Genomic DNA, 26,105 nt, shown 5'->3' on the forward strand with positions numbered 1-26,105 from the left:
CGATCATTTGCGATGCCCCCCCTGCGCAATCGCCTCGGCGGCCTTATCCAGCAGCGTGAGTCTGCCGCCGTAAGTCTTTTGCAGATTCTCGTCGGTGAACACCTCGCGCGTCGGCCCCACTGCGACAATCCGCATGTTCAGAAGAACGACGTGATCAAAATAAGCACTGACAGTTTGCAAATCATGATGAACGATAACCACCGTCTTTCGTCGGGCACGCAGCTCATGGAGCAACTCCACGATCGCACCCTCAGTGGCCGCATCCACGCCGGCGAACGGCTCATCCATGAAGTAGATCTGCGCATCCTGAACCAGCGCCCGGGCGAGAAAGACGCGCTGCTGCTGGCCGCCGGAGAGCTTGCTGATCTGCCTCCGGGCATAGTCCGCCATGCCGACCTGATCCAAACATTGCAGCGCCGCGGCCTTGTCCTTTCGACTCGGCGGCAGGCACCACGGAATCCTGCCGTAGCGCCCCATCGTGACCACATCCAGCGCGCTGGCCGGAAAATCCCAGTCCACGCTTTCGCGCTGGGGCACATAGCCGACAATCTTCCGCTGCTCGCGGTAAGGCTTTCCATAGAATCGAACACTGCCGGATGCGATCGGCACGAGATTCAAACAGGCCTTGATCAGCGTGCTCTTGCCGGCGCCATTCGGACCAACGACCCCGATCAGGCTCCCCTCCGGGGCCGCGAAATCCACGTCCCAAAGAACCGGCTTGCGATGGTAGGCGACGGTCAGATCGTGAATGGATACCGGGCACGCGGCATCGTGATCCGATGCCGAATTCGCTGTCAACGGCCGTGCGGTGGGCTGGCTCATCTTGTCGCTCGACAACTATTTCCCCACGCCAAAACTCAACTTGCCCTGCATACCCCGCTCAGGCGCATCCCCTCCCAGTGCCCGGGCGATGAGGGTGACATTATGGTCGATCATGCCGACGTAAGTGCCTTCATAAGTGCCCGGCCTTCCCATGGCATCCGAAAAAAGCGAGCCGCCGATCGCCACCTGGTGCCCTCGGGCCGCCGCCCCTTCGCACAGGGCGCGGATGTTTCTCTCGGAAACGCTCGTCTCTACGAAGACAGCCTTCACCTTACGATCGACCAAAAGGCTGACGATGCGATTGATATCGGCGATACCGGCCTCGGACTCGGTGCTGATCCCCTGAATGCCCACTACCTCGATGTCGTAGGCCCGGCCGAAGTAGTTGAACGCGTCATGGGCCGTGACCAGCACGCGCCGATCCTTGGGGATGCTCCCAATCGCCTTCCGCGCATACGCGTGCAGTGCGTCCATTTCGCCGGTCAACCGGGCCGCATTCGCACGATACACATCCTCGCCGGCTCGATCGAACTCAGTCAAGGTCTTGGCAACCATATTGGCCGCCGCCTTCCAGAGCGACACGTCCATCCAGACGTGCGGGTCGTGATGGCCCGCGAATTCCGGCGGCTCCAGAAGCAGCTTCTCCTCAATGAGTTCCGTTACGGCAAAGACCGGCCTCTTTCGCGCCACCTTGACCAGCGCGTCAGCCATCTTTCCTTCGAGCATCAAACCGTTGTAAAAAACAATGTCGGCGGAGAGTAAAGATGAGATGTCCCCCCGTGTCGCTTGATAGAGATGCGGATCAACACCCTCGCCGATGATGCCCCGCGCCTCCGCGCGATCACCCGCGACCTGAGCAACGATGTCGGTAATCATCCCAACGGTGCAGACCGCCTTATATGGCGTCTTGAGCTGCGGCGTCTGCTCCGCCGCGCTTCCCGCCATGCTCGGCCGGCAGCCAACGATCAGGGCGAGAACTGAGATCCTCCACAACGTGAACTGTCGCATTCGGCACTCCCTGGCGGCCCGGCGGCATTCTAAGACGGGCGGCATGGCGAATCAAGGCACAAACTATATTCTGTAGTACATGCTATATTCTAACAACGGAAAGGTCAACTTGTAGTCGCCCTTGCACTTGGTTATCCTGTCTGCCATAATGGCCCCCAAGTGCCGCCGAAAACCCCCAATAAGGGTCTATCTGGTAGTTCGATGCCTGCCAAGACAAGCAAGAAGAAAACCCCACGCCGGGCCCCCGAGCCTGAGACCGCCGCTCATGGCTACCGCCGCACGAGGTTGGACCACGCCCACGAACTGGCTGAGGACTATGTCGAGCTCATTGATGATCTGATCGAGAAATGCGGCGAGGCCCGAGCCGTCGACATTGCACGCCACCTCGGCGTCACCCATGTCACGGTCACGAAGAGCGTCACCCGGCTTCAAGCCGAAGGCCTGGTCACCTCCGCCCCTTATCGCTCCATCTTCCTGACCGAAAAAGGCCGACAACTCGCCCATCGGGCACGCGAGCGGCATCGGCTCGTGCTGAACTTTCTACTCGCCCTCGGCGTTCCCAAAAGCGACGCCGAAGCCGACGCCGAAGGCATCGAGCATCACATCAGCCCGCGCACCCTCGACGCCATGAAGCGTTTCCTCAAGTAACCCGACCAATCACGAAGATGAAATGGTATCGATGACGCGCGACCGTCAGCCGCGACCGCTGCCGATCCGCCGAATCCCCCGAAACGCCATCGCCAGCGCCTCTGGATTGGTCGCCCAGCGCAGGGCCTCGGTCCCGCTGATCGACTTTTCGTTATACATCTGAAGCAGATGCTGGTCGAAGCTCTGCATGCCGGACTCCCCCGTCTCTATGTAAGTGAGGAGTTCATCGAGCTTCTTCTTGTGGATGAACTTCTCCGCCACGGGAGTGCCGCGAAGAATCTCCACCGCCGGTCGCCGCTTTCCATCCTGCGTCGTCACCAGCCGCTGCGAGATGATCGCCTCCACCGACGTCGCGAGCTGCGACAGCAGAATGTCGTGCTCGTCGTGCGGAAACATGGCGATGATCCGCTCGATCGTCTGCGCCGTGCTCTGGCTGTGCAGGGTCGAAAACACCTGGTGCCCCGTGTCCGCGGCCCGCAGCGCCATGCGCAGCGTCTCCACGTCGCGCAGCTCCCCGACGAGAATCACATCCGGGTCCTGTCGAAGCGCCTGCCGCAGGGCCTGTTCAAACGAGGGCGTGTCCGTGCCCACCTCAAGTTGCGAGATCAGCGCCTTCCGGTTGGTGTGAACAAACTCGACCGGATCCTCGATGGTGATGATCTTCGCGCGGTACCAGTGATTCACAAGGTCGATCATCGAAGCCAGCGTGGTGCTCTTCCCGCAGCCGGTTGTGCCCGTGACCAGCGTCAACCCGCGCTGAAGAAGCGCCGCTTCCTGCACGACATCCGGCAACATCAGGTCCTTGAAGGCCGGCACCTTCGAGGTGACCATTCGAACGACGACGCCGTACTGTCCAAGCTGGCTGTAGGCGCTGCATCGAAACCGCGAAAGCCCGGGAATCGAGTGCGAGAAGTCAATCCCGGAATAGATGGCCGTGTCCGCCTGCGGCTTGATCGCCTCCGGCAGGAGCGAAACGACAAAATCTCGCACCTGCTCGCCGGTCAGCGACGCGGCATCGAGAAACCGCGCCTGACCCGAAATCCGCATCATCGGCACCGAACCCGCCTGCAAGTGGAGGTCAGACGCCTTCTGCTCGACCGCGAATCTCATCAGTTCCATCAGGTCCATGAAGTCATCCGATCTAGTGCCACAGCCCGGTACCCCGCAGCGGGAAACCATCTACCGGAGAGTATACCGCGCCGACATCCGCCGCCCAAAAGCCGGAATTCCTCGACGGCGCATTTCCGACATTCCACTATGTTGGATGTCCGCGAAGCCGCCTGGGTGTCGCCCATCGCCGCTGGCCGCCCCATTCCCATGCCGCGCCGATCGTCGTAGCATGATGGCCCGCGACTCGATCAGCCGCGCCCCAGAAAAGGGAGAGGTAAATGTTCCGCAAACTGCTTCTGCTCACCGTCCTGCTCGCCGCATGTCTCTCGTCGCCCGCCTGCGCCGAGAAGAAAGTCGAAGAGCGTCGCGCCGATATCGAGGTAAACGCTCCGTACGCCAGAGTTCGGGTCAATCTGCCTGACAAAGACAAGTGCAAGAAGACCCACGTGGATGTTGACGTCGACCATTAGCCTGTTCCGAGGCCCGATCTTGAAATGAGAGAGGCTCCGAGTCACACCCTGAGTGCAGGCCCGCGCTCAAGCAGCTTCCGATCCCCTGTTCTCCGGGCGATGCCGCTCCTCGTGATCCTCGCGATGTTGCTGGCCGGTCGTGCATTCTGGTACGACTTCCTCAGTGACGACGCCCTGATCGCCGCCAGGTACGCCCGAAACGTCGCACGCGGACATGGCTGGGTCTACAACGTTGGTGAGCGCGTCGAAGGCTACACCAGCGTCCTATGGGTCGCGGTGGCCGCAGCGCTGGGCAAGGCCGGCGTAGACTTTGTATTCGCCGTACAGGCGATGTCGCTGGGGGCCGCACTACTGACACTCCCCCTTCTGCGGGCCTGTGCAAAACCACTGGAGTCGGATGGCAAACTCGTCCCTTGGATCTCCCCGACATTGTTCGCCGCCTGCGCGACAGTCGCCTGCTGGGCATGGGGAGGACTGGAGGCCACCGGCTACGCCCTTTCCGTTCTGTTGACGCTCTACTTGCTCGCGGGAGACGGCATCACCTTTCGCCGCGCGTTCGCAGCAGGCATCACCGCCGGACTCTGCGGACTGACGCGACCGGAGGGCGTCGCCGTAACTGGCGTCATCGGCTTTTGGTTTCTACTGGACGCTGGCAAGGGCCGCCGTCACTTGATTCTGGCCTACATCCTTCCGGCGGCGATCATCGTCGGAGCCCATCTGCTCTGGAGAAAGAGCTACTACGGATTCTGGTTGCCGAATACCTACTACGCCAAGGTCGGATCAGGCCCGGCCGTCTGGCAGAGTGGATATCAATACGTCCGAGAGTGCATGCTCGAACATGGGGGCCTCTTGGCATGGATTCTCCCCATCGCCGCGCCCTGGTTTGCCTATCGAAACTCTTTCGCTCGTGGTTTGTCGCTCACCACCGCGGCCATGCTGGCGGGAGTCGTGCTTGTCGGCGGCGACGGCCTTCCCATGTATCGATTCCTGATGCCGGCGATTCCCATGTGGCTGCTCCTTCTTCAGAAGCTCCTTGCCGTCATGCTGGGTTGGGGAATGGCGGCCCAGGCATCGGCGCCGCGCCTAATCTCACGATGGACGGCGGCCATTGCAGTGGTCGTCGTGGCCTTTTCCCTGATGACCAGCACCGTGACCTCCGAACACTACCTTCGCTACCGGGACCAGCAGCACCGCGAAATCCCTGATTGGTCCGCTGCGGGCCGTTGGCTCAATTCGATCGCCTCAAGTGGCCAGTCGGTGGCCTGCGCACCGATCGGCGCCGTCGGTTACTACTCCGATCTGATTGTCCTAGACATGCTCGGTTTGACCGACGTCCACATCGCCCACAAGGACATACCGGTCACAGGCCATTGGGTCGGCCACGAAAAGCACGACGGCCCCTACATTCTCTCCCGCAAGCCCACGTATCTGCTCTTGGGAAACGTCCAGGTGCTCGACGAGCCGCTGGCCACCAACAGTCCCTTCTTCGTCCAGCCGCCCAATGACAATATCAAACAGCGCGAGCAGGATATTTTTACGCCCGAACTGCTTGCTGAATACTCACCAAGAGTCGCCCGCTTGGACAATGGGAAATATCTGCATTTGTTACAGCGCAGACCTGACCGCTGATATGACTTGATGCGCCCTGCATCGGACATTATCTCGTCCGATCGATCGCCCGATACAGCGTGTCCCTCTCCACCGGAGTTCTCCCCGCCTCCCGGATCAGCGCCTCCATCCGCTCGACGCTCATCTCCTGATGAGTATTGCCCGCGCCCCCCTCTCGCTTGGTGATGTCGTACCAGACGACCGTGCCGTCCATGTCGTCACAACCGAAGTTAAGCGCCACCTGGGCAAGCTTCGCCGACTGCATGATCCAAAACGCCTTAATGTGCGGGATGTTGTCCAGCATGAGCCGGCTGATCGCCAGCGTCTTAAGGTCCATGAGCCCCGTCGGGCTCGCCGCCTGCGAAAGCTCGCTGCCCTCCGGTATGAACGAAAGCGGGATGAAACAGTTGAACGACGCCTTGCGCGAAGCGAGCGACGCATCCTGATGCGCCCTCAGCTTCAGCATGTGCGTAATCCGCTCCTCGGGCCGCTCGACGTGGCCGTACAGCATCGTCGCATTGGTGAACATGCCGATCTCGTGGGCCGTCCGATGCACGTCAAACCAGCCCGCCTCCCCCACCTTATTCTGATAGGCCTCGTCGTGGACCCGGTCGTCGAAGATCTCCGCCCCCCCGCCCGGAAGGCTGCCCAGCCCCGCCTCACGAAGTCTTTCCAGGACTTCGCGGATATTCAGCCGTGGCTTGCTGATGCGAGTGAAATGGATGATCTCAATGGCAGTAAACGCCTTGATGTGAATCGTCGGGCACGCCGCGCGAATGGCCCGGCACATATCGACGTAATAATCAAACGGCAACTTCGGATGCAGTCCGCCGACGATGTGGACTTCCGTCGCGCCGTGGTCATACGCATCCTTCGCTCGGGCTGCGATCTCATCGACGCCTAACTCGTAAGTGTCCGTCTGCGACGAACCCGCCAGCGGCAGACTCAGACTGTCGCCGTGTCCAACGACAATCGGCAGTGCCTTGGCCGCGGCATCCATTGAGTAAGGTCTGTAGAAAGAGCAGAACTTGCACCGAAGCACGCAGAAGTTCGTGTAATTGATGTGTCGATTGACGTTGTAATAAGCGGCGTCGCCGTGCAGACGCTCGCGGACGATGTTGGCCAGCCGACCGATCTCGTGGATATCCCGGGACGCGTACAGCAGCACGCCGTCCTCATGCGAAAGTCGCTCGCCCGCAACCACCTTTTCGGCGATTTGCTCCAGACCCGTGGCGGTTGGCATCTCGATCATCGTACGCGGATTCTAACGGCTGACTCGCTCAGTTGCCGATTGCGATCATTTCAAAAATAGTGAACGTGAAAAGTGCCGCGCCCGTCCCACTCGAAGACCGCAGCCTAAAAACCCCCGATGAAATCGACCCCGAGACGATTCGAACGTCCGACCTCAGCCTTCGCAGGGCTGCGCTCTATCCAGCTGAGCTACGGGGTCTTTGGTCGTCCGGCAGCCCCCCGAAAACTCGGTCGGCCGCCGCACGGCGAATTGCACTTCATAACAAGTTCCGCGGCGACTGTCGAGAGTTGTCGCCGCCTGGGGCCTTTTTGCCGCATCGTTGCCGCTATCCGGGGCCCAACAGCGAAACCAGCTCCTTCCCAGACGCCCCTAGACCAGTCTTCGGGAGTCCAGCCAACAGCCACCCCGGAAATGGTCCCGCCTGAATGGGTTTTCCCCGCAGGAAGACTCACGACTCAGGCGGTCAACAACAATGCAATCCGATAATCGATCGATTCGAGCGAACCTCTCAGGTACCAACCGAGTAGAAAGGATAGACAGGGGGTTCCATGGATAGAGCGCCCCAAAATTGACCGGATTTTATAGTTGACAAATGTCCGATAATTAACATAGTCTTCGCAAAGGTCGGGAGGACTGTAGCGATTGGATAATTTCGCCGATAAGTGGATAGTCGTGGACCGCAGCATATAATCCTGCGGGCAGTCAGACCTAGGGCAGTTTTTGAGGGCCTTAACAAAGCGCGACGCCGGCGAATAACGGGCGATTTCAATTTTTGGCTTCTTTCCCCTCCGGAAGGCACCGGGATCGCCCTTGAGGCGCTCGGTGTCTTCTTTTTTTTGTCCATACACTCCGCCCACTTACAGATTCGTCAACGCCAACCTCGACTCGGCAGTTGCATATCGCCGTAAGCAAATGAGCCGCTCACGCTGCGATGCTCGCGCGTCCATTACTCAAAGTGACTTAAACGCTGAGTTGAGTGAAGTGAACCCCGGCAATAGATCACTTGCCGATCGGCGGAAGCTCGCGGAGGCCCAGGATCAGGTCCACGAACATTCCGATGATCGACTCTGGCGGCGAAGCCTTGGCGGCAATCCGAAGGTTCTGTATTCCCTCATCAGGCAGGCCCGAGTAGAGCTCAAGATAACCGAGAAGAAAGCGAAGCTCCCGATTCTCGCCGACCGCCAGCTTGTCTTCGAGATCAGCCCGGCGAATATCGAAAACGTCCGGCCGACCAAGCAGCGCGGGAAGATCAATACGAAATGCGGCGATCTGCGGAAATCGCTCAATGCCCAGCGTGATATATCGAACGGCCGATCGATAGTCCCCCGCCGCTGCCAGCGCATGACCCCGCGCCAGCAGTGGCAATGGGTTCATCGGATCAATCGAGTTCGCCAGTTCAAAGTAGCGTGCAGCGCTGTAATACTGTCCGCGGTGCAGTTCATCCTCCCCGGCCAGCATGTAGTCGTTAAGCTTATTCTTATATCTGCCGGCGAACGTCCGAAGCGGCTCATCAATAACCTCGGAGGCCCACTTGGCCGTTTCCGAAAGTTGCTTAAGCCCAGCGCCCGAGTCTCGCATCAGGCTTCCCGGAATCCGCACGTTCCCAGCTTCGGCTGTCTCTGGTTCGGCGATTTCTCCAATCGGTTGCTCATCAACGTCAAATCCTAGATTCGTGATGCCAAGCGATCCAGCCACGCCCACGGCATTATACAAGTCCGCGAAGCGATCCTGACCGAGATCGGCGGGCCGCTCCAGCGGAAACGAAAACGGCGCAGATGGCGTCTCAGGCGAGATGGACGCTTGTGCCTTTGCGACTGCATCCGCCGAAGTCCGCCCTTCGGTCGAAGTTCCACCCACTGATTCGTCCACGGGTTGGACCAGCGAACTCGCTGATGAATCTACGCGACGCAGGCTTGGATCATCCGCCAACGCCCGGGATGCCAGATCTCTCAGATTGTCTGTCTCATCTATCCGATCCGAAACCAGCCCGCCCGTCAGCGCAGGACGCACCGGTGGCGTCGGCGTGCCGAAGATCGACGACCCCACGGCGGATTGATAGGGCGACAGGTCAATGGCCGCCGACTTGTTGACGGCAACGCCGCCAATCTGCGTCTGCTTCATGCCGGCTTGAAAATCCGGTCGCGGAATTGAGACCCGCCGATCCGACGGATCCGGCAGCCGCTGAAGAAGATAAGCGGACGAGTTGTCGGTGGTGAAGTTCTGCGGCGGCGGCGTATTCGGCGTTTGGACAAAGGACGATCCCGGTTGGTTCAGGCCCGAGCGAACATACCCCGCGTCCGTCACCGTCTGCGAGCGATCGAAGTAAAATCCGCCGCTTCGGGTCCTGTTGTTCAAAACGTCGCTAAGTCCGACGCTCTGAGCGCGAAATCCGCTGAGGTCCGAAGATGGCAATGTTTCACGGAACTGATTGTTATTCAATAGCGGAGAACTGCCGTGGAAATAGTCCAGTCCGGTGACGTTGCCGGTGATGATCGCGTTGGACCTCACGCCGGCGTCGAACGTGCCGGGCCGGGTCAGGTTAAAGCGGGAACTGCCGCTTGCCGGGTTGCTGTCCAGCGCTCGGCCGGCAGTCGCCGCGTTTCCCTGGTTCACGCGGTTGTCGATCTGTGACGACAAAGGACTCGCGGTCAGCCCCAGGATGGCAACGATGATGCCCCCGAATTTCGCGTGTGAGCGACTCATGATGATTGACTCCCGCCCCCACGACCGTCAATGTCAGTTCCGACTCATTATAGCCCGCTGGCGCCAATCCCGGAGTCGGCCCCAACCGAACGCCCCATCCAACCGGTAAAAATCGACGATCGCCCGGCACCGACTTGAACCTATCGTGACGTCCGAATCGGCATCCTGCGGCTTGACGGCGTCTCCATCATCGGCTACCCGATGCTGCCATGATCCTCACGCAATGCATTCTAATCTTAATTCTGCTCCAGCCGCCGCCCCAGATTCCGCCAGTTGCGCCATCGGCGGACGAGGCCAAGCTCATCAAGGATGTCGTTGACGGCCTGAAGCGTCAGCCCGCCGGCCTCTCCCGGCTGGATTCTCTGAATCTCCCCGACGAGTTTCTCGCCCGAGTCGCGGATCGAATTGTCCGAATGGACTATCAAAAACAGATGCGCTCCGTTCGACTCGCTTCCCCCGCCGCCGCGATCAAGCCCCCCGCGACACCCGCAAAGCCACTGGCGAAAGACGATGATGCCGGTTCGTTCAATTGGGTGACCGCCGTACTCGCTGTCGTCGTCCTCGCCATCTTCATTTTTCCGCGGTTGAAACGGAGTCCATCCCCTTGAATGCGCTTAGTTCCCATCGCGTCATCCGATTGCTCCCGTTGCTTTTTGCCGTGCCGGCATGGCTTTTCGCCGGGGCGTCTGTCGCGCGCGGTGAAGGCGTGGTTGAGGTTGTTCGCACCGATCACGATGCTGCCCTGCTGACGCTGCGCCGGACCATCCCCGAGGACATACCGCTCTTACGCGGCTTTCGCGCGACAAGCCCGCCTGAGACATGGCCGCACGCCTTGCCGAGTCAGCAACCGGCCCCGCAACTCGTCGAGGCGATGAAGCTCGTGGCGAACCGTCTCGCCTTTGATGGGCTGCTTCAGGTGACGGCCGGTGTCATTCATGCCATCGGGCCGGACGCCTTTCTCAAGGACGACGCGGCTGCCGTCGGAATACTCAGGCAGGTCGGGCTTCCTGTTGACCTGCTCGACGCCTTCTCCGTCGGCGACGCGAGTGGGGCGAAGCTGGTTCGGTCGATCGCGTCTCGCCTGGCGGCCGGCGCCAAGCCTGCCGATCTGTCTGCCGACTTGTCCCGCGCCGTGTATGCATTCAAGCCGTCTTCACAGGGCTTTCGGCTCTCCTCCGAAGCGGGACAGTCGAACATCGGCCTCGTGCGAATGCAGATTCCCAACGCCGACTATTGGAAGGGACAGGGAGATGGCAGTGCTCTGGATGTCGTTCGCGGCATGAGCGGCGCCTTGCCGGATGCGCGGCTGGTGGTTTCCACCTTTGCTGACGCCGCGGAGACACTGCGCGCCGAGGCGGCGAAATGGCAGACGGGTCGCACCGGAGGCATCACCATTCTGCCCGGTCCGTGGAAACAGGCGCAATGGGCGCAGGACAATGGGAAGCCCGGCACCGTGCCGACTGCCGCCGGTCAGCGCGAGGCGGCGACGCTGATGCCGCGGTATGCCAGTCGCGGGGAGGAGCGGAGTGTCTGCGATTCGGCGGAGACATTCGGGATTGAGGCGATGGCGCGGATCGGGCACCGACTCATTCGGTCGCCGCTGCTTTTTCAGGGCGGCAATCTGATTCCTGTTTACGACCCGGCGGCGCGGATGCGCGTGCTGTTGATTGGCGAGGCGGAGGTTTATCGCAACACGGCGCTGGGGCTTACGCGGCCGCAGGTTGAGGAGGCGTTTCGGGTTGAGTGCGGGGTGGATCGGGTTGTTGTGCTTCCGGCGGTCTCCTTTCACATTGACGTCGAGCTTTCGGCTCGGGAGGTTGGGGGGAAGATCGTCGTGCTGGTGAACGACGAGCTTACGGCGGCGGGGCTGATCGTCGCGCGGAGTCTGGATGCCATCCGATCCCTGGGCCGCATTGATGCGGCGGCGGTGGAGGCCGTTTTGACGGACCTGGCCGGGGGCCGGGCCGGGGCCGTGGCTCAGCGGCTGGCCGGGCCGGTTGGGCAGCTTCGCGATGCCAATGGGGCCTACCCCGAAGAGGTCGTCGCGGCGTTTGCCGCCGGCGAGGTCGATTCCGGGGCAGCCAATATCGCCCGGTTCCTGCTGGCGATGGATATCCTGACCGGGCTTCAACTTAAGGCCGACGAGCTACCGGCCGACCCGTTTGCCCGGGCGTATATCCGCTCGCTTCAGCGGCGTGCGGAGGATCGGGGGCGGCTGCATGCGGCGCTGGCCGAACTTGGCTGGCGCGTCGCGCCGGTGGCGAGTCTTTCGGATGAAAACCGGGGCATCAACTACGTCAACGGTTTTCATGTTCCGCGCCGGTACCTCATGCCGGCGTACGGCGGATTCTTCGATGTCGTCGATCGGTGGGCCGTGCAACAGGTCCGCGCGGCGCTGGGGCCGATGGTCGAAGTGACGCCGGTTCTTTGCGGTGAGACACAGCGTCGGCTGGGGGCGATTCACTGCGCGGCTTCGATTTATCCGGCCGAGTAAGCATCCAAAAAAAATCTCGGAATTTCGGAAGTCGACGAACGGCGGGGACGCACGTCGGCAATCGGCAGCGCTGGTGCCATGCGTCCGGCAGGGGCGCCGGACGCTACGGGGGACGACGAATTCGAAGGTGACATAAGGTGACACAGCCGATTTTTTTCGATTGCAAGTGTTGTGGCGGGCATGTGTTGGGGTGGCGCGCCGAAAAGGTGAAAAATGGGGCCGAGGGGCTGAGGGGCCAAGGGGTCGAGGGTTTTTGAAGGTGCATCGCGCGGACATTGATAATCCCATCGCCGGGTATGCATCGTTAGATCTCCATTCGTCATCCTTGCTCCGCGCTCGCGCGGATTGGGTGGGATTGGGCGGGATTGGGGGAGCGGGCGGAGGGTGGGACGACGGAACGAGAGGAAGGAGAGATTAGGAGTAGGAGTAGGAGCGAGGTTGGCGAGGGGCGATGGTGGAGCCGGGACTGCCCGGACTGAAGTTCAGGGGTCGTCGAGAACCGGGGGTACGCGTAGATACGCACGGGCTGGAAGCCCATGCTACCCCGGGTTAATACCTACGGGCTGGAAGCCCATGCTCCCCCGCGTTCAAACGTACGGGCCGGAGGCCCATGGTGCCCGGGGGTTAGCGCTTGGCGGGGGTGGAGCCGGCCTTTTGGCGCTGGGACTGGGTGGGGAGGCTGTCGAGGCGGACCTTTAACTCGGCGAAGAGGGCGTCCAGCGGCCGGTTGAGGACGGTCTTCTCCGCTTCACGTGCTTTGACGTCGGTCATGAGCTCTGCCCGGGCAAAGGCCTCGGCACGGCTGGCCTGGTACTGATAGGCCCGGCGGCGGAGGTCGCTGAGGATGCTGCGGGCGTTGGTCAACTGGGCGTCGTTGAAGCCGTACTTGTCGGCGGTTGAGAGGACGTACTTCTCCCAGTCGTCGAGGGGAGGGGCCGGCTGGGGCGGGGGCTCGGGCTTGGCATTCTGCGGGGCGGCGCGCGAGACGTCGGCGCCCGGATTGGAGACGACGGGTCGCGGGGGACCGGGAAGCGCCGGAGTGGGTGTCGCGGGGTCGGCCGTGGCCGAGGCGCCCTTGTGGCGCTGCTGGTCAATCTGATGGACGACCGGCGGCGGGACGACCTGCGGGACGGAACTCTGGAGATTCGGTCGATCGGGCAATCGGCCGCGGGTGGGCTCGATGTTTCGGGCAAGGCGATCGAGTCGATCCTGGGCCTCGACGCGCTCGCCGAGATCGCTTGCTGGAACGGGGCGGTTGTAGGCGGGGTCGATCTGGGAGGTCATGGCGACGGCCTCCTTACCGAGAATCCCCTTCTTGCCGCTTGCGAGTTCCTGATCCCCTTTTGCCACGATAATCTCTGACTGCGCCTGGGCCTGCAATTCCTGCAATCGAATTCGACCCTCGGCCGCACGTTCCTGCGTAATACGCGAGCCCAACCAAGCTGACACTTCTTCATCGTTCAGCGGCATCGACTGTGTCAATGAAAAGAACTTGCTGGCAAGAGCCTGAACCTCAGGCGAGCTTTCATCATCCAGCGACACGCCGGAATTCTCGATCTTCCTAGCCATCTCAGAGAGTTCGGTTTTCATTTTTTCGTCGTACTCGTGCTGTTGATGCACGCGTGCGGTGAGCTCAACTCGCAAAGTAGCAATCTCATCCGGCGTCAATTCATAGGCCGAAGTAAACCAGTCGACCTGTCGATCGATTTCAGACTGCCAGGACTCAAGCCAGCCTGGCTCCAGATTGGCAAAATCATCGCCGCCTGACTGCGCAACAGCGAGCGATCCGGGAATGACGCAAAGCGTCGCAGCGATGGCGAACGAGCAAGCGGAATTTGCGAGCTTCATAGAAAAATCCTCTTGTCGGGAATGTCGTGGAACGCTTACTCATTATACCAGCTCAGGGGTGGAGCGGCAGACGGAAAGCATGTAACAAGAACGTCAAGAGAAGGCCAGTCGGCCGGGATTACCGGGCATTGGTGGATGGCGCTCCAGGAAGCTGGACTCAAGGGATTAGCGTGGCTGCCAAGACGATGAATCAGTCCGGTCGGATCAACAGCGGGCGAGCCCGCCGGCTAAATGGGATTGCGCGATCGCTCCCTATCCTGTGAGGCGCTCCAGAATAAGGATCAGGATTAGGATTAGGATTAGGATTGGGAATAGGAGTAGGAGTAGGAACCAGACCAAAGACACCGGGGCAAAAAAGAAACACGGTTGGCCGCGCTAGGCGAGCCAACCGTGTTTTGAATCACTAAGCTAACCGACGTCGCTTACTTGCGGCGGCGGGCCAGAGCGAGGACGCCGAGGCCGATGAGGCCGAGGGTCGCGGGCTCAGGGGTGTTGCGGACGACGATGACCGGACCCTGAAGGGCATAGGCCGGCCAACCGGTGAAATTGCCGTAGCCAGGGGCCGCAGCATTGGGGCCGATCGCGACGACTTCATGGAAGCCGCTCGGATCGTCGTTTCCACCGAACTCGCCCTGACCGACGCGTGAGTGCAGCGTCGAGGTCTGGAGCTCGCCGGGAAGCTTGTTCTTCGAGAGAACAAACGTGGCGATCTCGTAGAGACCGGCCGGAGCGCCAGTTGCGGTGACGTTGAGGCCACCGGCGTTGTCGATCAGCCAGCCACCACCCAGATTGATCTGGACGGGGTTGAGAATCGACTGAAGGGCGTTCGAGGCAAGCTGAATGTTCTTGATGTTGAACTTGCCTTCATCGGCAGTAGCAAGCGTGCCGAGGTCGATCGAGGAACCGAAGGCTCCACCGTCGAAGTTCTGGTACATGATCGTGACAACCCAATCGCAGCGAAGGCCGGCGCTGATGTCACAGCCAAGCTCGGCGGTGCCGCCCGGGCCACCCTGGCCAATGACGCTGGCGTTCGGCGTGCCGGGAGCTGCTTCAAACCACACGGTGCCGGCCGCAAAGCTCATGCTCGTCACAGCGAGCGTGGCAACGGCGGCAAGAGCCAAAATCCTTGCAACCTTCATTTTCTCCATCTCCTTCTCTCAAAAAGCTTTTGAGTTTTTGATTCTTTCCCGCTCTCGTTGTTGGCTCTTGGCTTCTGGTTCCCCTGGCTCCTCCAGCGGCTCCTGTTGCCCCTCGCCAAATGCTTCAAGCTGAGAAACTGATTCCCTTAAACTTATGTCCTGCGGGCCTACGCTGACCCGCTAACCACTCTATCAGATCAAACAGGTCAATTCAAGGGTTCCGGGGCCTTTTTTAAGGCCCCAGAACCCGGGGTACACCGAAATTACGGGCAGGGCGTGTCAACTGCGTCTGCGGTGACAAAACCACCGATATCCGCACTGGTTACGCGCGAGTCACCCGAGAAATCGCCAAAGAAGGCCTGGAACTGGTTATCAGTCGTATCAGCGGCAGCAGCACCCATGGGGCCTGCATCAGCCGAAGTGACGCGACCGTCACCGGTGAAGTCACCCTTGATATCGATGACGACGGTTGCATCAGCGAGTGCTGAAACGCTGACCGTGTCATTACCACTGATGGCCGGGCCTTCCGGGGCGCCTGCGGCATCGTAGCCGTAGTTGATCATTTCAACCGCATCGCCGGCGCCGTTGAAGACGCGGGTGACGAGGAGGTTGTTCGCCTTCAAGCGAATCTCGTAGGTCGACTGAGCCCGGTAGGTGGCCGTTCGGCCGACACAACCGAAGGTACCGGCCTGGACGCCGATTCGACCGACGCGGTAAGGCATATCGGTCAGACCGGACGGGCGGGGCTGAATACCGAGGGCGGCATTGTAGGTCGGGCCAGCCTCAACCGGGACGCGGACGGCCTTGTTCGCACCACCCGCGTTGAAAGTGTCAATCTTGCTGTTCCAGGGACCGCTGCCCGCCGGAGTGACCTGATTGAACACCGAACCGTCGTTCATCATTTCGAAAGTCGCCGTCATCGTGTTGCGGGGAGTCGCCGGAGGCGTGACAACCACATCGAGGCCGAGCGACGAAATGACGTCGCCGGTGCCCGAGGCATCGTCATTGACGTCCATGTAGACCCAAATGTCGCCGTCGCTGCGGTCGCCGTCCATACCCAGACCGTTGAGGGTGTTGATACCCACCGCGTTGGGGAAGGCCGTCGGGAAGTCAGTGTGCAGAGCGCCAACACCTGCAACTCGCACGGGCTCCAAGTAGAGCGTTTGGCCGCCGCCCTTGCGACCGCCATTGACGTTGTCAAAAAGGAACGGCTGATTGCCGCCCAAACCGCCGGTGATGGCGTTCAGGTTGGCGTTGGTGCCGGGGTTGGTCGCGATGCTGTTTGCACGGACGTCGCACCAGATCACCGACTGAGCCATGGCCGTCGAGGCGAAAACCATCGCCACGCAGGCACAAAGGACAAGTGTCTTCTTATTCATTTCAAACTCCCAAATACGAGCTACTTCGCTCTTCTTTCGTTTCAGCCGGCACTTGCCGACTGTTGACCCGTGCCTTACCGGGGCAGCAAGTCGCTCGTCACACCTTTTTTACTTCGCCGGGGAGGAACGCCCTCTCCCATGAAGCTGACACCGCAAGGTCTGCATTCCTCGCGACATCCAACCGCCAGCGTCGAAAACAAGCCCGACTCCACCACACGCGCCGACCGACCAGTCTGCATTCGGTTCTTCTCGCCCAAAAGCCCGGGGCTCTTGCAAAGCCCGGAGCAGGCGGAACCGTTAAACAGAAGCGACGGTGCCAACCCTCTTGCACGGGCGGGCAATCGCTTCACCGGCGGCGGCGAGGCAGCGGCACAGGGCCGATGACCACGCTGCTAAGGGGGTAAGCGACATCCACTGCATGGATGAACGCTGATTCTTCCGCCCTAAGACGGAATACACCCTCATTCAATATGGTACCCGAAGGGGGGGATCGTATTCAAGCGATCGGAGGGAGAATTACGGTATTTGTGAGGCAGAGTTAAGATATTGTCAATGCAAGAGTTACGGCTGGTCTGGGGAGTCGCCGGGGCCGTTTGGGGGCAAAAAAGGGCATGTTGGGGAGGCGAGGTGGGCGCCACTCGCGCGAAGGTACGGGGCAGAGTCCGCCACCCACAAGGGGTGGCGCTACGGGGGGCGAGGCGCGGCGTGCATAGGGAGTGGTGGGCTGAGCCCACCCTACGGGAAGCCGAGGCGGGTGAGGATCGCGCGGGCCTCGGGGTCCAGGGGGCCGTGCACCCGATAGGCGGGGAACTCGCGGCGGGCGGCGCATCGGGCACGGAGGGCATCGAAGGCGGCGGGGTCCATTGCGGCGACGATTTCGCGGAAGGCGAGGTCGGTGGTGAGAAGGCCGACGGCGTGGCGAAGGACGTGGGCGGCGGCGGACGATGCGGGCTGGCCGGGTGCCACAGCGATGGCATCGGTAGGAGATGATTCGCGGCCGGGGGACGCCGGTGTCAATCGTCCGGCAGGGGCGCCGGACGCTACGTGGTCGGCGGCGGACGATACGTGGTCGGCCAGTGCGGCGGCGAGCATTTGGGCGGCGCGGAGCTTTGACTCGGCGGTGTAGCCTGCGACGTGCGGGGTGGCGACGGCGGCGAGGGCGACGAGCTTCGGATCGGGGCGGGGCTCATTTTGCCAGACATCGAGCACCGGCGCGGCGAGGCTGCCCGATCGGACGGCGGCGGCGAGGGCGGCTTCGTCGATGACTTCGCCGCGGGATGAGTTGATGAGAATGCAGCCGGGGCGCAGGCGGGCGAGCCAGTCGCGATTGGCCATGCCCTGCGTCGGATGCGGGCCGGCGACGGTGAGCGGGACGTGGAGGGTGACGAGGTCGCAGCGGGCGGCGATGTCTTCGAAGCGGTGGAGATTGGGGGCTCCGGAATCGGCGAGCGGCGGATCGCAGGCGAGGACGGTCATGCCGCAGTGGGATGCCCAATCGGCGACGAGTGAGCCGATGCGGCCGCGACCGATGACGCCGAGGGTCTTGCCGGAAGGCGAGCCCCCCCACTGCTGCGAGAGGTGGAGGATTGCGGCGAGGACGTATTCGGCGACGCCGCGACCGTTGGAACCTTCGGCGGCGGCAAGGCGGATGCCGCGATGATGCAGGTATGCGGTGTCGATGTGATCGAGGCCGGTGGTGGCGGTGCCGACGAAGCGGATGGGGGCGGCGTCGAGCAATGCGGCGTTTACGCGAGTGACTGAGCGGACGATGAGGGCGTCGGCGTCATGGAGCAAATCGCGCGTGAGAGCGCGGCCGGGGAAAGGTCGGACCTCGCCGAGGGCGGCGAAGAGATGGCGGCTGGGGATGGCTTCGTCGATGAGGATCTGCACGGGGGAATGATAGCGGGGGTCGGGGGCGCAGCGTATATTGACGGCCATGAGCAAAGAGAGCCTGACGCGGGAGTTCACGAGCTATGGGGTGGTGAAGCTGCGCGATCACTTTGCGCAGATACAGCGGTGCGCGGGGATGCTCAGCGAGGTGCAGCTCTGGTATCGGGCGAACGACAAGTCGAACAGCGTGGCGAACCTGCTGCTGCACCTGACGGGGAATGTGCGGCAGTGGATCATCGGGGGGATCGCCGGGCGGCCGATCGAGCGGGAGCGTCAGGCGGAGTTTGACGCGCGCGGGGGGCAGACGCGCGACGAATTGCTGGGGCCGCTGGAGGAAGTGATCAACGAGGCGTGCGCGGTGGTGCGGATGCTGTCGGAGCATGACCTGGCGAAGGAATATGAGATACAGGCGTACACGATCAGCGGGATCGCGGCGGTGATGCACGTGGTGGAGCACTTCGCCTTTCACACGGGGCAGATCATCACGACGACGAAGTGGCTGCTGAATGTGGACCTGAGCCTGTATGACGAGAAGGGGCACCGGCGGGATGGGCGGACGGAGGACGTGCCCTAGCGATTGCGGCGGCGGTTAGGCAGTGCCGCCGGAGAGGGCGCTGAAGATGCCGGAGAAGATCTCGGTGGAGAAGCCCTGGAAGATGCCGAGGATGATGTTCATGATGAGTCCGACGATCTGAAAGGCGAGGTCGATAAAGGCGAGCTGGAACTGGTTTTCCATGTTCGTCGTGTCCATGGGGCTCCTTTCGGGAAAAACGGGGCGGCGCGGGGGTCCAAACCGGCTGCCGCTCATTAGTTAATCGGCAGAAGTTGATACCGCGGCCGGGGCGATGCGCCGCGGTGGGGCTTTTTTTAGCGGTGGGGTGCGAGTTTTCAATACGAATGAAAGGGGCGGCGGGCGAGGCGGGCGGTTGGCCAGTTGGGAAGGGGTTCCTTATACTCCCGATAGATAAATAGATGCCCAGGCGCGAGGCAGTTGAAAGCGGACACACAATGACCATGCCTACCGGCGTGCTTGCCCCAGCGAGTACGAAGTCGATCACTTACGGGGTTGTATCCTTTTTGAATGCACGCCCGCTGCGGGAGTTTATTCCCAAGCGGGAGGACGTGATCGTACGGCCGGAGGTGCCTTCGAAGCTGATTGATTTGCTCAATGCCGGGCAGTGCGACGTCGCGCTGCTGCCGGTGGTCGATTACTGGCGGAATCGGGACCGGCTGGAGTCGGTCTCGGACGCGTGCATCGGCAGCGACGGCGAGACGATGACCGTGCGGGTCTATTCGAAGAAGCCGCCGGATCGGATTGAGCGACTTTACGTGGATGGCGATTCGCATACGTCGGTCGTGCTGGCGCGGCTGGTTTGGCTGGAGCTATACGGGCACAAGCTGGACGTTGTGCCGCTGCGGGATATGCGGATCGACCTCGATGGGCCGGCCGAGGCGGTGATGCTGATCGGCGACAAGGTCGTGACCAATGCCCCGCGCGGGTTTGGGTTTGAGGTCGATCTCGGCGCGGCGTGGAAGCACCTGACGAATCTGCCGTTCGTCTTCGCGGCATGGTATGGGCGGCGCGGCGAGCGACACCTTTCGGCGGCGCGGATGCTCAATGAGGCGCGCGATCGGGGCGTGGCGGATGTCCGGCGAATCGCGATGGATGCCGCCCCGCTGCACGGCTGGCCGCCGGAGCTGGCGGTAAGATACCTCGGCGAGACGATGAAGTATCGCGTCACATCGGCGATGCGGGCGGGGATGGATCGCTTCTTCTACATGGCTGAGAACCACGGGCTGTTCGCATGACGACGATGGCGACGGCGCCGCGGACTGGTTCTTCTTCCCGGTTATCTACCCGTGATTTGCGAGATTTGTACCTGGGGCAGCCGATTCATGCCCTGGGCAGGCAGGCCTTTGAGGTGACGGAGCGGTTGCACCCGGAGGACTATCGCACCTACGTCGTCGATCGCAACATCAACTATGCCAACTGGTGCACGGCGAAGTGCATCTTCTGCAACTTCAAGGCGGACGTGCCCGGGACGAACACCGGTCGGCCGGAGCTGCCGTCGGGGTACACGCTTTCTTACGAGGAAATCGGTCAGAAGATCGAGGAACTCGTGGCCATCGGCGGGACGCAGCTGCTCATGCAGGGTGGGCTGGTTCCATCGGACGGCGCGGCGGGGCTGCCGTTCGATTGGTATCTCGATCTGATGCGCTTCATTCGCAAGAACTACCCGACGATTCACATTCACGCATTCAGTCCGCCGGAGATTTTCGCGTTTCATCAGATCTACGGCATGAGCATTCACGACGTGCTGGCGCGGCTGATGGAGGCGGGGCTGGCCAGCGTGCCGGGCGGCGGCGGGGAGATTCTGTCTGACCGGGTGCGGAAGAAGATCGGCCAGGGCAAGACGATGACCGACGAGTGGCTCGAGGCCATGCGCCAGTGCCACATCCTCGGCATGCAGACGAGCTGCACGATGATGTTTGGGCATATCGAGACGATCGACGAGCGGTTTGAGCATCTGCGGCTCTTGCGCGACCTTCAGGACGAGTCGCTGGCCCGGGGCAACGGCGGCGGATTCGGCGCGTTTATCTGCTGGACCTTTCAGCCGGAAGACACGCCGCTGGGGCGGATGAAGCGGCTTCCTGTTAAAGGTCAAAATGTCAAAACGTCAAAAGGTCAAAATGAAGAAGACTCAAGCAACCGATTGCTTAATGATGGGAAGCATCTGCTGCTGGCCGATGCGAACGAGTATCTGACGATGCTGGCGCTGTCGCGGGTCTATCTCGACAACATCCCGAACATTCAATCGAGCTGGGTCACGATGGGGCCGAAGATCGGTCAGCTTGCCCTGTTCTTCGGGGCCAACGACATGGGCAGCGTGATGATGGAGGAAAACGTCGTCAGCGCCGCGGGGACGACGTACCGACTCAACGAAGACGAAATCCGCCGGCTCATCTCCGACGCAGGCTGGCGGCCGCAGAAGCGTGACTATTTCTACCGGCCGATCAATTGATTGCCCGACCCCTGCCTCGAATTTCGCCTGATCAACCGATAAGATAGTCTGGAGACCAACGGGGTGATATTGTGTCGACGCTGCAGGAATCATTGATGGAAGCGGATTCGCAGGCCGAGCATCGGGGAGTCGTATGGGACACCCTGCGCCGGCTGGCCAGTGAGCTCGATCGAATCCAGATTCCCTATGCCGTCGTCGGCGGCATCGCCCTGCAGCACTTCGGCATTCAGCGGTCGACCCAGGATGTGGACGTGTTAGTGACACCGAGCCACCTCCGCGAAATTCACGACAAGCTGATCGGACACGGCTACGCCCTGAAGGGTGAAGGCAGCCGACATCTCCGTGATGAGATCAGCCGCGTACGCATCGAGTTTCTCGTCAGCGGAGAGTACCCCGGCGACGGCAAGCCGAAGTCGGTACAGTTCCCGAACCCCGAGACCGTTTCGCAGCTTTCGGATGACGGAATTCGATTCGTGAATCTCGAGAAGCTGGTCGAGTTGAAACTGGCCAGCGCCAAGTCAGCGGCGCATCGGATTAAGGACCGCGCGGACGTACTGGAACTTATTCATTTCCTGCAGCTCCCGGCTGACTTTGCGGAACGACTGGATCCTTACGTCCAGAAGGAATTTCGCGACCTGGCCGCCCTTCCTCCGCCGAGCGAGCGGGATTAGGCTCCACCCATCCAACGATTCGCCGCGACATCCGCTCAGCAGTAGCTACTTTAGACATCGGTCTGCCCGGCAGGAGAATCTGAATGTCCATGGTACGCGTCTATATCGCCATGAGTCTCGACGGGTACATCGCCGCGCCGGATGGGAGCGTGGCGTGGCTGGAGGCGTATCCGATGGAGGAGTTCGACTTCATGGGCTTCGCGAAGACGATCGCCGTCACAGTCATGGGCCGACGGACCTACGACGAGTCGTTTGCCCGCGGCGGGCCGAACCCCGGCGGCGGGCGGGCGGTGGTGATGACGCATCGGCCGGTCGCCGACCTGCCCAAGGGCGTGGAGGCGTATGACGGCGATTCGGCGGAACTGATCGCCAGGCTGAAGCGCGAGATTGCAGAGGATCAGAAAAAGAAACCCAGCGAGAAAAAGGACATCTGGCTGATCGGCGGGGGCAACTCCATCCTGTCGTTTCACCAGGCCGGCCTGATCGATCGCTGGGAAATTTTCATCGCCCCGATCATGCTCGGCGACGGCATTCCGCTGTTTCCCAAACATGCCGCCGGGCTGGCACACCTGCAACTGACCCATTTCAAGCGATATGAGAAGACGGGATTCCTGGAGGCGTGGTACGAGCCGCGTCGTTAGTCCGGGGAATGTCCTTGCCGCATTCCGGGCAGCGGCCGGAGACGTTGCCGGTGAGGTCGTAGCCGCAGTTGGTGCAGAGAATGCCGCGAGGGTCGAAGGGCACTCGGTGGATATACTTCTTCCAGACCACGCGGGTCTTTGCCCACTCATCACCGTAACGAACCCCCCGAATAAGTTGGAACGCGATAATGAGCGGGACGACCGGGATCATCAGGATGAGATTCCGCTTGAGGCTCTGAGTCATGTGAATGGGATCGCGCGTGTCCCGGTCGACGACGCGAACGCCGCACAGCCACCTGCCGGGCGAACAGCCTTTGAAACCATCCTTGAAGCAAAACAGAAGCGGCAAAAGGACCCAGCCGTGGAAGTACCAGAAAATCGTGACTCCCAGTGTTTCGCCCGTCGTTGGGGCAAGTACCTCGGGAAACATCAGCGCCATGACAAAGCCGCTGATGAATGACAGGACATACAACAACAACGAATCGATGATGTAAGCACCTTGCCGACGGCTGGCGAATCCGTTGCTGCACTTCTTACAGACGCGAACATCGTAGAGCTTGCGCGACTTCTTCGTCGTGCAGGCGCGATCGCATATCGGGCAATTGAACTGATCCATCTCACGAGCGACGGCTGTAGCCATTTAATAGGTCCTCCTCGTCACGCGGGAATCGGCCCGTCCGGCCCGGTCGTCGCTCATATTGTCGTGAGGGAGGGTTTGGAAAGTCAATACCGCTACCGCGTGAGTGCCAATCGGCCTGTCACAGTCGCTCGTTGAAAATGCAGGGATGTGTAACTTATCGCTCCGGGGCCGGCGCGTATTTTCGTGCGAACGCGGCACTTTCATACGCACACATTCATTGCGATTCGCACAGGCCGGAGGCCCATGCTACCCAATGGGCAAAGCCTCTAAGCTGAAATGAAAACCGCGACGGTTGTTGCCGGACGGACGGTACTCGGCTTGTTGATGTTGGGCTCGCCGAACAGCGTCTACCCGCGAACCTTCTCGACCGCCCGCGTGGTCGCTTCCTTCACCTGCTCGACCGCCTGCGTGGTGGCGGCCTTGGCCCGATCGATGTACGGCTGGGCGTCTTCGCGCAGCTCCTCGGCCTTCTGCGTCGCCGCCGCCTTGAGTTCGCTCGCCTTCTGGGTCGCGGCGGATTTCAACTGGCCGGCCTTTTCGCGGCCCGCGTCGTAGACCTCGTGCGCCTTTTCCACGCCGCGCTCGACGTAGGGCTTGACCTGCTCCTTGATCTCGCCGGCCGTCTGGGTCGTGGCATCCTTCACTTCAACCGCCTTGGAAGTCGCTTCGCGCTTCGCCTTCTCCACGTCTTCCGGATTGCAGCCGGACAGCAGAAAGGCGCAGAGCCCCGCGATGATCAACCGATTTGCCGCCATGGAACTTTTCATAGTGGAGTATTAGCCATCGGCGACGAATTATTCCGCCACGGGCAGGACCGACGCCGCCCCGCCGCTGTCGGCGTCGCTGCCGACATCACTGGCCGTCTGCACTTCCCGGCCGCCCTTCGCCGCCTTCCGCTTGATCTGCTCGATCACGAAATTCGCGTCGGACAGTTGGACGTTGGGCTGCAGGTCGCTGTACATGTAGAGGCCGTCCAGCGTCGCGTCGCAGCGCTCGTCCTTGCCGGGCAGCCAGAGATAGGTCGCCACGGGCAGACTCGTCTGAATATTGATGTAGAGGTCCTGGAGCTTGCAGGCGTATTCGTCCTTTTCGGGATAGCGAATCTCCAGGTGGAAGCAGGGCTCCTTGGCCGGGCCGATCTCCGTCGGCGGACGAAGCACGATGCCCACGCCGCCGACCGCCTCGGCCTTCTCGATGCGATCGAGGATCCGCTCCATCATGCGCCGCGGCCCGAAGTCGGTGATCGGGTTGCGGGCCTTGCCGAATGTCACGGCGAACACCGCGGGGTACTTCTGCACTTCCGGCGGAAGGCCGAACAGTCCCTTGCGCGGCAGCAGCGACACCTTGTTGTCGTCGCGCCCGTGAATATAGGTGCACTGGCAATACTCGCTGTCCTCGTCGCGCCAGGTGAAGCGGACGGAGAACGGCTCGTCGCGATACTCCGCGATGATGTCTTCCTGCGGCTTGAGCTCCTTGAAGAGGCCCAGCCGCTCCTGGCGGATGAACTCGGTCTTGAACTCCTTGATCTCCTTCGCCGCGGCCAGGCAGGTCTTCAGATAATCGACCGGAGAGTCGGAGACCAGCTTGACCTTGGCCTCGTAGCCCTCAATCGCCGCGCCGGTCTGCATCTCGACCTTCGCCGCCGAGCAGCCCAGGCCGCCGACCATCAGGAACATAACGGCCGCGCCCAGAAAATTTCGAATCCGTTCGTATCGTGCTATCACGCGATAAGCTCCTCAAAAATGCCCGGACGCGCCCGGTCGGGCTCCAATCGTGTTGGCCATGCTAGGCCGATGGCGTCGGTTATTCAATAAAGTATACCGGCGCCGCCTGACAGTGAAACACGGACTATTTCAAAGTAAATGCAATCATTCGGCCGGGCGCAGCTTGGCGGCTTCGCCGGACTCCATCTGGTAACAGTGCTCGGCGGCGGGGTAGCGGCGCTCAAGGATGTCCTGGGCGTATGACTGCACCGCCGTGGCAATCTGCCCGCGGATATCGCCGTAGCGCTTCACGAACTTCGGCAGCGGACCGGCCGTCAAACCCAGCATGTCATGAACGACGACGACGTGGCCGTCCACGTGTGGGCCGGCGCCGCAGCCGATGACCGGGAGATTGGTCGATTCGGTGATGATCTTTGCCGGTTCGGGCGGGACCGCTTCAAGGAGCAAGGCACATGCGCCGGCGCTCTCCATGAGCTTTGCGTCGTCGATCAGGGGCTGCGCGCCGGCGGCGTCGCGGCCCTGCGCTCGATAGCCGCCGAACTGGTGAACGGCCTGGGGACGAAGTCCCATATGGACCATGACCGGAATCGTCGCGGACGAGAGGGCCCGAACGGTGTCGGCCAGGCGGCGATCGCCTTCGACCTTCACGCAGTCGCAACCGGCTTCGGCCATGAAGCGGCCGGCGTTGCGAATGGCCTCTTCGGTGTTCACATGGAAGGACAGATACGGCATGTCGCCGACGAGGAATGCGGTCGGGGCCCCACGGCGAACGGCGGCGGTGATGGCGATCATGAAGTCCATGGTCGCCTGAAGAGTGCTGCCGTGGCCGAGGACGACCTGGGCGGCGGAATCGCCGACGAGGATGCAGTCGATATTCGCGGCTTCCTCGATCTGGGCCGTGGGGAAGTCGTAGGCCGTCAGCATGGTGATCGGCGTTTGCGTCTTTTTGCGGTGTCGCAGGGTGGCCAGGGTGAGCTTATCCCGTGTGGTCATGGCAATAGGTTAGGTGGGCGCGGAGGGAAAATCAAAACGCCG

Annotated in this window: 24 protein-coding genes and 1 tRNA gene; 10 read left to right on the forward strand and 15 right to left on the reverse strand. The window is 61.6% G+C overall.

Annotated features, from left to right (window positions below):
- Nucleotides 1–3: 3 nt before the first annotated feature.
- Together HS101_02375 and HS101_02380 are read right to left on the reverse strand one after the other, a co-directional pair.
- On the reverse strand, nt 4–822 hold the full coding sequence (locus HS101_02375) for a metal ABC transporter ATP-binding protein (protein MBE7505112.1): 819 nt from the start codon (nt 820–822) through the stop codon (nt 4–6).
- A gap of 15 nt (nt 823–837) precedes the next feature.
- Nucleotides 838–1,830 carry a zinc ABC transporter substrate-binding protein gene (locus HS101_02380; GenBank protein MBE7505113.1) on the reverse strand — a complete coding sequence of 331 codons (993 nt, stop codon included), beginning with the start codon at nt 1,828–1,830 and terminating at the stop codon, nt 838–840.
- A 201-nt stretch (nt 1,831–2,031) separates the two neighbouring features.
- Between HS101_02380 and mntR the strand changes: the two genes are divergently transcribed.
- On the forward strand, nt 2,032–2,478 hold the full coding sequence (mntR, locus tag HS101_02385; GenBank protein MBE7505114.1) for a manganese-binding transcriptional regulator MntR: 447 nt from the start codon (nt 2,032–2,034) through the stop codon (nt 2,476–2,478).
- A 45-nt stretch (nt 2,479–2,523) separates the two neighbouring features.
- On the opposite strand, the gene HS101_02390 is transcribed toward mntR, so the two are convergent.
- Complete coding sequence (locus HS101_02390; GenBank protein MBE7505115.1) at nt 2,524–3,606, reverse strand: PilT/PilU family type 4a pilus ATPase; 1,083 nt, start codon at nt 3,604–3,606, stop codon at nt 2,524–2,526.
- A 260-nt stretch (nt 3,607–3,866) separates the two neighbouring features.
- Here HS101_02390 and HS101_02395 point away from each other — a divergent pair, with 260 nt between their 5' ends.
- Both HS101_02395 and HS101_02400 read left to right on the forward strand, forming a co-directional pair.
- Nucleotides 3,867–4,058 (forward strand): hypothetical protein, encoded by a 192-nt coding sequence (locus HS101_02395; protein ID MBE7505116.1) that lies wholly within the window; start codon nt 3,867–3,869, stop codon nt 4,056–4,058.
- A gap of 99 nt (nt 4,059–4,157) precedes the next feature.
- A complete protein-coding gene (locus HS101_02400; protein MBE7505117.1) occupies nt 4,158–5,687 on the forward strand; it encodes a hypothetical protein in 1,530 nt (509 codons plus the stop codon).
- Between the two features lie 28 nt (nt 5,688–5,715).
- On the opposite strand, the gene HS101_02405 is transcribed toward HS101_02400, so the two are convergent.
- The 3 genes from HS101_02405 to HS101_02415 all read right to left on the reverse strand — a co-directional run bounded on the left by HS101_02405 (nt 5,716) and on the right by HS101_02415 (nt 9,621).
- Nucleotides 5,716–6,909, reverse strand: coding sequence for a CofH family radical SAM protein (locus HS101_02405; protein ID MBE7505118.1), 1,194 nt, complete (start codon nt 6,907–6,909; stop codon nt 5,716–5,718).
- Between the two features lie 133 nt (nt 6,910–7,042).
- Nucleotides 7,043–7,116 (reverse strand) — tRNA-Arg (locus HS101_02410).
- Nucleotides 7,117–7,917: 801 nt separating this feature from the next.
- Nucleotides 7,918–9,621, reverse strand: a complete 1,704-nt coding sequence (locus HS101_02415; protein MBE7505119.1) for a tetratricopeptide repeat protein — start codon at nt 9,619–9,621, stop codon at nt 7,918–7,920.
- A 209-nt stretch (nt 9,622–9,830) separates the two neighbouring features.
- On the opposite strand from HS101_02415, the gene HS101_02420 reads away from it, so the two are divergent.
- The gene (locus HS101_02420) at nt 9,831–10,229 is read left to right on the forward strand and encodes a hypothetical protein (GenBank protein MBE7505120.1); all 399 of its coding nucleotides are present in this window, start codon (nt 9,831–9,833) and stop codon (nt 10,227–10,229) included.
- Entirely contained in the window at nt 10,226–12,115 is a 1,890-nt protein-coding gene (locus tag HS101_02425) for a hypothetical protein (GenBank protein ID MBE7505121.1), read from the forward strand. The genes HS101_02420 and HS101_02425 overlap by 4 nt, the downstream gene beginning before the upstream one ends.
- Nucleotides 12,116–12,739: 624 nt before the next feature.
- Here the strand turns inward: HS101_02425 and HS101_02430 are convergent.
- The 4 genes from HS101_02430 to HS101_02445 form a co-directional block, all read right to left on the reverse strand.
- Nucleotides 12,740–13,963 (reverse strand): hypothetical protein, encoded by a 1,224-nt coding sequence (locus tag HS101_02430; protein ID MBE7505122.1) that lies wholly within the window; start codon nt 13,961–13,963, stop codon nt 12,740–12,742.
- Between the two features lie 422 nt (nt 13,964–14,385).
- Nucleotides 14,386–15,102 carry a PEP-CTERM sorting domain-containing protein gene (locus tag HS101_02435; protein MBE7505123.1) on the reverse strand — a complete coding sequence of 239 codons (717 nt, stop codon included), beginning with the start codon at nt 15,100–15,102 and terminating at the stop codon, nt 14,386–14,388.
- Nucleotides 15,103–15,365: 263 nt separating this feature from the next.
- Nucleotides 15,366–16,481, reverse strand: a complete 1,116-nt coding sequence (locus HS101_02440; GenBank protein MBE7505124.1) for a hypothetical protein — start codon at nt 16,479–16,481, stop codon at nt 15,366–15,368.
- A gap of 735 nt (nt 16,482–17,216) precedes the next feature.
- Nucleotides 17,217–18,419 (reverse strand): 4-phosphoerythronate dehydrogenase, encoded by a 1,203-nt coding sequence (locus tag HS101_02445; GenBank protein MBE7505125.1) that lies wholly within the window; start codon nt 18,417–18,419, stop codon nt 17,217–17,219.
- Here HS101_02445 and HS101_02450 point away from each other — a divergent pair.
- A complete protein-coding gene (locus tag HS101_02450; GenBank protein MBE7505126.1) occupies nt 18,418–18,945 on the forward strand; it encodes a DUF1572 family protein in 528 nt (175 codons plus the stop codon). The genes HS101_02445 and HS101_02450 overlap by 2 nt on opposite strands.
- Before the next feature lie 15 nt (nt 18,946–18,960).
- Here HS101_02450 and HS101_02455 read toward each other — a convergent pair whose 3' ends face one another.
- A complete protein-coding gene (locus tag HS101_02455; protein ID MBE7505127.1) occupies nt 18,961–19,122 on the reverse strand; it encodes a hypothetical protein in 162 nt (53 codons plus the stop codon).
- Between the two features lie 257 nt (nt 19,123–19,379).
- On the opposite strand from HS101_02455, the gene HS101_02460 reads away from it, so the two are divergent.
- From HS101_02460 to HS101_02475, 4 genes are all read left to right on the forward strand, one after another.
- The gene (locus tag HS101_02460) at nt 19,380–20,180 is read left to right on the forward strand and encodes a menaquinone biosynthesis protein (protein ID MBE7505128.1); all 801 of its coding nucleotides are present in this window, start codon (nt 19,380–19,382) and stop codon (nt 20,178–20,180) included.
- 5 nt (nt 20,181–20,185) lie between these two features.
- Nucleotides 20,186–21,394: a radical SAM protein gene (locus HS101_02465; GenBank protein ID MBE7505129.1), complete on the forward strand. Its 1,209-nt coding sequence runs from the start codon at nt 20,186–20,188 to the stop codon at nt 21,392–21,394.
- A gap of 95 nt (nt 21,395–21,489) precedes the next feature.
- Nucleotides 21,490–22,065 carry a hypothetical protein gene (locus HS101_02470; protein ID MBE7505130.1) on the forward strand — a complete coding sequence of 192 codons (576 nt, stop codon included), beginning with the start codon at nt 21,490–21,492 and terminating at the stop codon, nt 22,063–22,065.
- Between the two features lie 83 nt (nt 22,066–22,148).
- A complete protein-coding gene (locus tag HS101_02475) occupies nt 22,149–22,706 on the forward strand; it encodes a dihydrofolate reductase (GenBank protein MBE7505131.1) in 558 nt (185 codons plus the stop codon).
- On the opposite strand, the gene HS101_02480 is transcribed toward HS101_02475, so the two are convergent.
- The 4 genes from HS101_02480 to panB all read right to left on the reverse strand — a co-directional run bounded on the left by HS101_02480 (nt 22,651) and on the right by panB (nt 26,063).
- Nucleotides 22,651–23,346 carry an RDD family protein gene (locus HS101_02480; protein MBE7505132.1) on the reverse strand — a complete coding sequence of 232 codons (696 nt, stop codon included), beginning with the start codon at nt 23,344–23,346 and terminating at the stop codon, nt 22,651–22,653. The two genes, HS101_02475 and HS101_02480, sit on opposite strands and share 56 nt — an antisense overlap.
- 347 nt (nt 23,347–23,693) lie before the next feature.
- Nucleotides 23,694–24,101, reverse strand: coding sequence for a hypothetical protein (locus tag HS101_02485; GenBank protein MBE7505133.1), 408 nt, complete (start codon nt 24,099–24,101; stop codon nt 23,694–23,696).
- Nucleotides 24,102–24,140: 39 nt separating this feature from the next.
- On the reverse strand, nt 24,141–25,070 hold the full coding sequence (locus HS101_02490; GenBank protein MBE7505134.1) for a DUF1571 domain-containing protein: 930 nt from the start codon (nt 25,068–25,070) through the stop codon (nt 24,141–24,143).
- 144 nt (nt 25,071–25,214) lie between these two features.
- Nucleotides 25,215–26,063, reverse strand: coding sequence for a 3-methyl-2-oxobutanoate hydroxymethyltransferase (panB, locus tag HS101_02495; GenBank protein ID MBE7505135.1), 849 nt, complete (start codon nt 26,061–26,063; stop codon nt 25,215–25,217).
- Nucleotides 26,064–26,105 lie beyond the last annotated feature (42 nt).

It is taken from the genome of Planctomycetia bacterium, assembly GCA_015075745.1.
GTDB lineage: Bacteria > Planctomycetota > Phycisphaerae > UBA1845 > UTPLA1 > UTPLA1.